The sequence below is a fragment of the Actinomyces sp. W5033 genome, from assembly GCF_051303165.1.
The window spans coordinates 121,786-129,105 of the sequence record NZ_JBPPGD010000008.1 but is presented as its reverse complement, the minus strand read 5'-3'; the positions used below and the strand labels follow the sequence as shown (position 1 = coordinate 129,105).

Genomic DNA, 7,320 nt, shown 5'->3' with positions numbered 1-7,320 from the left:
GCGGCCGTGCTGGCTGGTGGCCTGTGGTGTGTGTGGTGGTTGGGTGTCGTGGGTGTGGTGCGGCCGCCCTGCCTTCCGTTGCCCCCGGGGGTTGTGGTGGGGGTTGTGGTGGCAGGGCGGCCGTGTGGTTGGTGCTCGGCGGTGTCCTACTCTCCCACACCCTGGCGGGTGCAGTACCATCGGCGCTGGGGGTCTTAGCTTCCGGGTTCGGTATGGGGCCGGGCGTGGCTCCCCCGCTGTGACCACCGAGACGTCTTGATTGGGCTTGTCCCCTCACCCTCCCGGCGCCCGTTGTGTGGGGTGGGGTTGGGTGGGGTGTGCTGTTGTGTGGCTGTCCGGCCCCCCACTTTTGTGCCTTGTCGTGTGGCTGGGTGTGGGGGGTGGGGTGTGGGTTGGTCCTGATGACCGTACAGTGGACGCGAGCGTGAGGGTTGTGTGTGCCACGCTGCTGGGCGTGGGCGTGTGTGTTGTTTGTGTCGGCCAATTAGTACCGGTCGGCTTGCAGGCCCTTGCGGGTCTTCCACGTCCGGCCTATCAACCCAGTGGTCTGCTGGGGGCCTTCCACCACCCGGGGGTGGTGCGGATACCTTATCTTGAGGCTGGTTTCCCGCTTAGATGCTTTCAGCGGTTACCCTTGCCGAACGTAGCCAACCAGCCGTGCCCCGGGCGGGACAACTGGCACACCAGAGGTTCGTCCGTCCCGGTCCTCTCGTACTAGGGACAGGTCCTCTCAAGTATCCTGCGCGCGCAGAGGATAGGGACCGAACTGTCTCACGACGTTCTGAACCCAGCTCGCGTACCGCTTTAATGGGCGAACAGCCCAACCCTTGGGACCTGCTCCAGCCCCAGGATGCGACGAGCCGACATCGAGGTGCCAAACCATGCCGTCGATATGGACTCTTGGGCAGGATCAGCCTGTTATCCCCGGGGTACCTTTTATCCGTTGAGCGACGACCCACCCACTCGGGATCGCCGGATCACTAGTTCCTACTTTCGTACCTGCTCGACCTGTCGGTCTCGCAGTCAAGCCCCCTTGTGCACTTGCACTCGACACCTGGTTGCCGACCAGGCTGAGGGGACCTTTGAGCGCCTCCGTTACATTTTAGGAGGCAACCGCCCCAGTTAAACTACCCACCAGGCACTGTCCCTGGCCCGGGTCACGGGCCGAGGTTCAGGCGCACGCCATAGCCAGAGTGGTATTTCAACGACGACTCCACGACCACTGGCGTGGCCGTCTCACAGTCTCCCACCTATCCTGCACAAGCCATGGCGGGCGCCAATACCAAGCTGTAGTAAAGGTCCCGGGGTCTTTCCGTCCTTCTGCGCGTAACGAGCATCTTTACTCGTAGTGCAATTTCGCCGAGCTCATGGTGGAGACAGCGGGGAAGTCGTTACGCCATTCGTGCAGGTCGGAACTTACCCGACAAGGAATTTCGCTACCTTAGGATGGTTATAGTTACCACCGCCGTTTACTGGGGCTTGAATTCGCCGCTTCACCCCACGGGTGGGGCTGACGGCTCCTCTTAACCTTCCAGCACCGGGCAGGCGTCAGTCCGTATACATCGCCTTGCGGCTTCGCACGGACCTGTGTTTTTGGTAAACAGTCGCTTCCCCCTGGTCTCTGCGGCCCTTCCCCCTAGCCCGCACGGGGCCTCAAGGTCCGGGCCCCCCTTCTCCCGAAGTTACGGGGGCATTTTGCCGAGTTCCTTCACCATGATTATCTCGTGCGCCTAGGCATACTCTGCCCGACCACCTGTGTCGGTTTAGGGTACGGGCGGCTGGCACCATCGCGTCGAGGCTTTTCTCGGCACCCCAGGATCACCCTGCTTCCCGGCGCGATGCGCCGGTCACCGTCACGTCTCACCCTCGCCCCCGAAAATAGGGGGCAGCCACCCGGATTTGCCTGGGCGGCGGGCTGCTCGTTTGGACGGGCCAAGCCATTAGGCCCGCGGAGGCTACCACTGTGCGTCACCCCTGTTAACACGCTTGCCTACCTGCACGGGGGGTCCCCAGACCCGCGCCCACCACCACACGCCACCGACCGAGGCCGGCAGCGGCGGCGAGTGTGGGCGCCGGCGTGGGTTAGCACCCGCGCGTCAGCATGGGCGGTGCTTCGCCGGTACGGGAATATCAACCCGTCGTCCATCGACTACGCCTGTCGGCCTCGCCTTAGGTCCCGACTCACCCAGGGCGGACTAGCCTGGCCCTGGAACCCTTGGTCATTCGGCGCTAGGGCTTCTCACCCTAGTATCGCTACTCATGCCTGCATTCTCACTCCCGCACCGTCCACCCCTGGGTCACCCCGGGGCTTCAGCCGGTGCAGGACGCTCCCCTACCACCCGCCACCCCTGACCAGGCGCCAAACACGCCGGTGGGGAACACGTGACGGGTCCGCGGCTTCGGCGGTGTGCTTGAGCCCCGCTACATTGTCGGCGCACGATCACTTGACCAGTGAGCTATTACGCACTCTTTCAAGGGTGGCTGCTTCTAAGCCAACCTCCTGGTTGTCTGCGCGACCGCACATCCTTTCCCACTTAGCACACGCTTAGGGGCCTTAGCCGGCGATCTGGGCTGTTTCCCTCTCGACCACGGAGCTTATCCCCCGCGGTCTCACTGCCCCGCTACGACCCGACGGCATTCGGAGTTTGGCTGACGTCAGTAACCCTGTGGGGCCCATCAGCCACCCAGTAGCTCTACCTCCGCCGGGCAACACGGGACGCTGCACCTAAATGCATTTCGGGGAGAACCAGCTATCACGGAGTTTGATTGGCCTTTCACCCCTACCCACAGCTCATCCCCTCAGTTTTCAACCTAAGTGGGTTCGGTCCTCCACACGCTCTTACACGTGCTTCAACCTGGCCATGGGTAGATCACCCCGCTTCGGGTCTAGACCGTGCCACTCACAGGCGCCCTTTCGGACTCGCTCTCGCTACGGCTCCCCCACACGGGTTAACCTCGCGACACGGCGCTAACTCGCAGGCTCATTCTTCAATAGGCACGCCATCACCCACAGGGGCTCTGACGGCTTGTGAGCGCCCGGTTTCAGGTACTGTTTCACTCCCCTCCCGGGGTACTTTTCACCATTCCCTCACGGTACTCGTCCGCTATCGGTCACCAGGAAGTATTCAGGCAGCCAAGTGGTCTTGGCAGATTCACACAGGATTCCACGGGCCCCGTGCTACTCGGGAGCGCGCCCACACAGCCGGCACGGTTTCACCTACGGGGCTCTCACCCACTACGGCCCCCCTTCCCAGAGGGTTCGGCTACCGCACCAGTTTCTCACTGCGCCCAGCACCGGCAGGCACTGGAAAAGCACGTCCCACAACCCCGCGGCGGCAACCCCTGCCGGGTGCCACACCACCACGGTTTAACCATCCTCCGCTTTCGCTCGCCACTACTCACGGAATATCTTCTCCTACGGGTACTGAGATGTTTCACTTCCCCGCGTAACCCCCCACGCCCTATGAATTCAGGCGAGGGTGACCGGGCACAACCCCGGCCGGGTCCCCCCATTCGGACACCCTCGGATCACAGCCCGTCAGCCGGCTCCCCGAGGCTTATCGCAGGCCACCACGTCCTTCATCGGCCCCTGATGCCAAGGCATCCACCGAACGCTCATAAAAACAAACAAGACACGCACGGACCCGCACAACACGGGCCCGCACGGCACAAAGATCAAAGATGCTCGCGTCCACTATACAGTTCACAACCAACCCACCCACGACCCGGAGCCAGCCACCAGCAGGCGACCAGACCAGGCCGGGGCCACCAGGGCGCACTGCCCCAGACCCCGACAGCGTGCCACCCCCACACCACCAGCCCCCCACACAAGGAAGGCCCACGCGGCGCGGGGCGGCCGCCCCCACCACCCCACGAAGGAGGCAGCCAGGACGACCGGTCTTCTTACGCCTATAGCGTCCCAGCCCCAGGCGGCGCGCCCGGCGGACCCCCAACAGGCCCACCCCGACAACGCGCCCACCAGGACACGAGGCTCCTTAGAAAGGAGGTGATCCAGCCGCACCTTCCGGTACGGCTACCTTGTTACGACTTCGTCCCAATCACCAGCCCCACCTTCGACCGCTCCCCGTAGGGCCACGGGCTTCGGGTGTTGCCGACTTTCATGACGTGACGGGCGGTGTGTACAAGGCCCGAGAACGTATTCACCGCAGCGTTGCTGATCTGCGATTACTAGCGACTCCAACTTCACGGTGTCGAGTTGCAGACACCGATCCGAACTGAGACCGGCTTTAAGGGATTCGCCCCGCCTCACGGCATCGCAACCCTCTGTACCGGCCATTGTAGCATGCGTGAAGCCCAAGACATAAGGGGCATGATGATTTGACGTCATCCCCACCTTCCTCCGAGTTGACCCCGGCAGTCTCCCGCGAGTCCCCACCACGACGTGCTGGCAACACGGGACAAGGGTTGCGCTCGTTGCGGGACTTAACCCAACATCTCACGACACGAGCTGACGACAACCATGCACCACCTGTGAGGGCGCCCAAAAAGGGAGGGCACGTCTCCGCGCCCGCCGCCCACATGTCAAGCCTTGGTAAGGTTCTTCGCGTTGCATCGAATTAATCCGCATGCTCCGCCGCTTGTGCGGGCCCCCGTCAATTCCTTTGAGTTTTAGCCTTGCGGCCGTACTCCCCAGGCGGGGCACTTAATGCGTTAGCTACGGCGCGGGGACCCCGGAAAGAGCCCCCACACCTAGTGCCCAACGTTTACGGCGTGGACTACCAGGGTATCTAATCCTGTTCGCTCCCCACGCTTTCGCTCCTCAGCGTCAGTAACGGCCCAGAGACCCGCCTTCGCCACCGGTGTTCCTCCTGATATCTGCGCATTCCACCGCTACACCAGGAATTCCAGTCTCCCCTACCGCACTCAAGCCGGCCCGTACCCACCGCAAGCCCCCGGTTAAGCCGAGGGATTTCACGACAGACGCGACCAGCCGCCTACGAGCCCTTTACGCCCAATAATTCCGGACAACGCTCGCGCCCTACGTATTACCGCGGCTGCTGGCACGTAGTTAGCCGGCGCTTCTTATCCAGCTACCGTCACCACCCCCAAGAAGAAGGCGGCTGCTTCACTGGCGAAAGAGGTTTACAACCCGAAGGCCGTCATCCCTCACGCGGCGTCGCTGCATCAGGCTTGCGCCCATTGTGCAATATTCCCCACTGCTGCCTCCCGTAGGAGTCTGGGCCGTGTCTCAGTCCCAGTGTGGCCGTCCACCCTCTCAGGCCGGCTACCCGTCAAAGCCTTGGTAGGCCATCACCCCACCAACAAGCTGATAGGCCGCGAGCCCATCCCCCACCAGAAAAAACCTTTCCCAGCCCACCCATGCAGGCAGACCAGAGTACCCCGTATTAGCCCCACTTTCATGAGGTTATCCAGGAGAAGGGGGCAGGTTACTCACGTGTTACTCACCCGTTCGCCACTCACCACCCACAACAAAAGCCGCAGGCAGTCCGTTCGACTTGCATGTGTTAAGCACGCCGCCAGCGTTCGTCCTGAGCCAGGATCAAACTCTCCAAACAATGACAACCACCCAGCAGCACAAACACCACCAGGCAACAACCATAAACAGAGAAAAATCTCACCAGGCCCAACCCGCACCCACCCACACAACACCCCAAAACAAGGCACCACACAGGCAGGCACAAGCAAAACCAAAAACAAAACAAGCGCACCCACCAACCCCCAGAACAAACCAGGACCCAGCAGGCACACCCACTATGGCATAAAAAACATGACACACTATCGAGTTCTCAAACAACACACCCACCGGAGAAACAGATCGCTATCACGATCGAAGTCCGCCCCGGAAGCGCCAGATGAACTTTAGTGAGCCGATTTCCTCCGGTCAAATCAGGATCGCGTGATCCCAGTCTCTCCGAGGTGGCTCTCTTCAGTTCTGACCCGCGGCTCCACCGGATTGCTCCGGGGCACTCAGGCCGGGGGACAGCCTATGCGCCCACGGTGAGCGGGGTCAAGCCGGATCATGGTGACCCCGCCCACCGTGTCAGGCCTCAGCGCACCGCCCGCGCGGCGGCGAGGGTGCGACGCCCCCTGCGCACGAGGACCACGCCCCCGGCGAGCAGCTGGTCCGCCGTGATGACGGCGTCCTCGTCCTCCACCTTGACGTTGTTGAGGTAGGCCCCGCCTCCGGCCACGGTCTTGCGCGCGGCGCTGCGTCCCTTGTCCAGTCCCGAGGCCACGAGCAGGTCGATGATGGTGGACTGTCCCACCACCAGCTCCGCCGTCGGAAGGTCAGCTGTGGCAGCCAGGATGGTGGCCTCGTCCAGCTCGGACAGGTCCCCACGTCCCCACAGCGCCTGGGTCGCGGCCTGGGCGGCCTGGACCGCCTGCGCGCCGTGGACCCAGGTCGTCACCTCGCGGGCGAGGACCTTCTGGGCCTCGCGGGCCTTCGGGTTCTCCCTCGTCACCGCCTCGAGGTGCTCGATCTCCTCCCGGTCGAGGAAGGTGAAGACCTTGAGGAAGCGCACGACGTCGGCGTCGTCCACCTGGAGCCAGAACTGGTAGAAGGCGTAGGGCGAGAGCATCTCGGGGTTGAGCCAGATGGCACCACCCTCCGACTTGCCGAACTTCGTGCCATCGGCCTTGGTGATGAGCGGGTTGGTCATCACGTGCACGCTGGCGCCCTCGACCTTGCGGATGAGGTCCATCCCTCCGACGATGTTGCCCCACTGGTCGTTGCCGCCCAGCTCGAGGGTGCAGCCGTAGCGCCGGTAGAGCTCGAGGTAGTCGTTGGCCTGAAGGATCTGGTAGCTGAACTCGGTGAAGGAGATGCCCTCCTCCGAGGCCAGGCGGCGCGCGACGACGTCCTTGGAGAGCATCGTGCCCAGGCGGAAGTGCTTGCCGAGGTCGCGCAGCAGGTCGATGGCGCTGATCTGGGCGGTCCAGTCGAGGTTGTTGACGATGCGGGCGGGGTTGTCCCCCTCGAAGTCCAGCAGGTGCTCGAGCTGGGCCTGCAGCGACCTCGCCCAGCCGGCGACGACGTCCTTGGTGTTGAGGGAGCGCTCCCCTTTGGCGCGCGGGTCGCCGATGAGGCCCGTCGCCCCGCCCACCAGCGCCAGCGGGTGGTGCCCGGCCAGCTGCAGGTGGCGCATGACCTTGACCGCGACCAGGTGCCCGTGGTGCAGGGAGGCGGCGGTCGGGTCGAAGCCGATATAGAAGGTGAGCGGCCCGTCGTCGAGAGCCTTGCGCAGCTCGTCGATGTCGGAGTGCTGGGCGATGAGGCCCCGCCACTGCAACTCGTCCAGGATATCGGTCACGATCGGCTCGCTTCCCGTGGTTGAC

The 7,320-nt window shown here is 63.4% G+C and carries 1 protein-coding gene and 3 rRNA genes; all 4 read right to left on the bottom strand.

What is annotated here, in order from left to right:
- Positions 1–133: 133 nt before the first annotated feature.
- Positions 134–250 (bottom strand): 5S ribosomal RNA (gene rrf / locus ACSJJR_RS07320).
- A 215-nt stretch (positions 251–465) separates the two neighbouring features.
- Positions 466–3,631, bottom strand: a 23S ribosomal RNA gene (locus ACSJJR_RS07315).
- A gap of 368 nt (positions 3,632–3,999) precedes the next feature.
- Positions 4,000–5,537 (bottom strand): 16S ribosomal RNA (locus ACSJJR_RS07310).
- Together the 16S, 23S and 5S rRNA genes form the textbook arrangement of a ribosomal RNA operon.
- Before the next feature lie 492 nt (positions 5,538–6,029).
- Positions 6,030–7,295 carry a tyrosine--tRNA ligase gene (tyrS, locus tag ACSJJR_RS07305; protein WP_435942912.1) on the bottom strand — a complete coding sequence of 422 codons (1,266 nt, stop codon included), beginning with the start codon at positions 7,293–7,295 and terminating at the stop codon, positions 6,030–6,032.
- Between the last annotated feature and the right edge of the window lie 25 nt (positions 7,296–7,320).